General features: G+C 35.5%; 1 protein-coding gene. It reads right to left on the bottom strand.

All coding sequences use genetic code 11. The annotated features are described in order from the left end of the window. Positions 1-515, bottom strand: a 515-nt coding sequence (locus tag DZ60_RS23830; protein WP_034230546.1) for a carbohydrate-binding protein, incomplete at both ends; no start/stop codon positions are given.

The raw sequence follows: 515 nt of genomic DNA, 5'->3' as shown, positions 1-515 counted from the left end.
TCGTTTGAAATATGCTGAGTAAATACTTCGCGTCCTTTTATATCATAAATAGTAATTAATGAATTGGCAGCATTTTGAATCGTTGCTACTGCGCTTACCGGATTTGGATAGATGCTTATATCATCTATTTCTGTAGTAGCGATATCCTTATTGCTTTGGGAACTATTATTAAATTCGATCCAGTTGACATTGAATAAATAGCCACTGCCTCCAGTAAATACCAAATAAATATCTTGTATTCCACTTACATTAGAAATGCTTGTATTGAGTGTTTGCCAGTTTTGATTACCTCCTGTGTTAGATACTGATATAGAGCCTATCAGAGTTCCTGTTGTACTTCCTGTTCTTATTTCGATGGTTCCTCCTGTAAAGTTACACGCGATACGTGCATCCATATTAGATATTCCTGATAGATTAATATCATCAAAACGCAACCAATTACCATTATTGATCCAACCTACATTTTCACCACCTCCGTCATCTGTGGTAACTTCTGTTTGGATTTCATACATTCC

It is taken from the genome of Aquimarina pacifica (genome assembly GCF_000520955.1).
Lineage (GTDB): Bacteria > Bacteroidota > Bacteroidia > Flavobacteriales > Flavobacteriaceae > Aquimarina > Aquimarina pacifica.
Note: the sequence above shows the minus strand (reverse complement) of the source record. Positions and strands in the feature narration are given on the sequence as shown.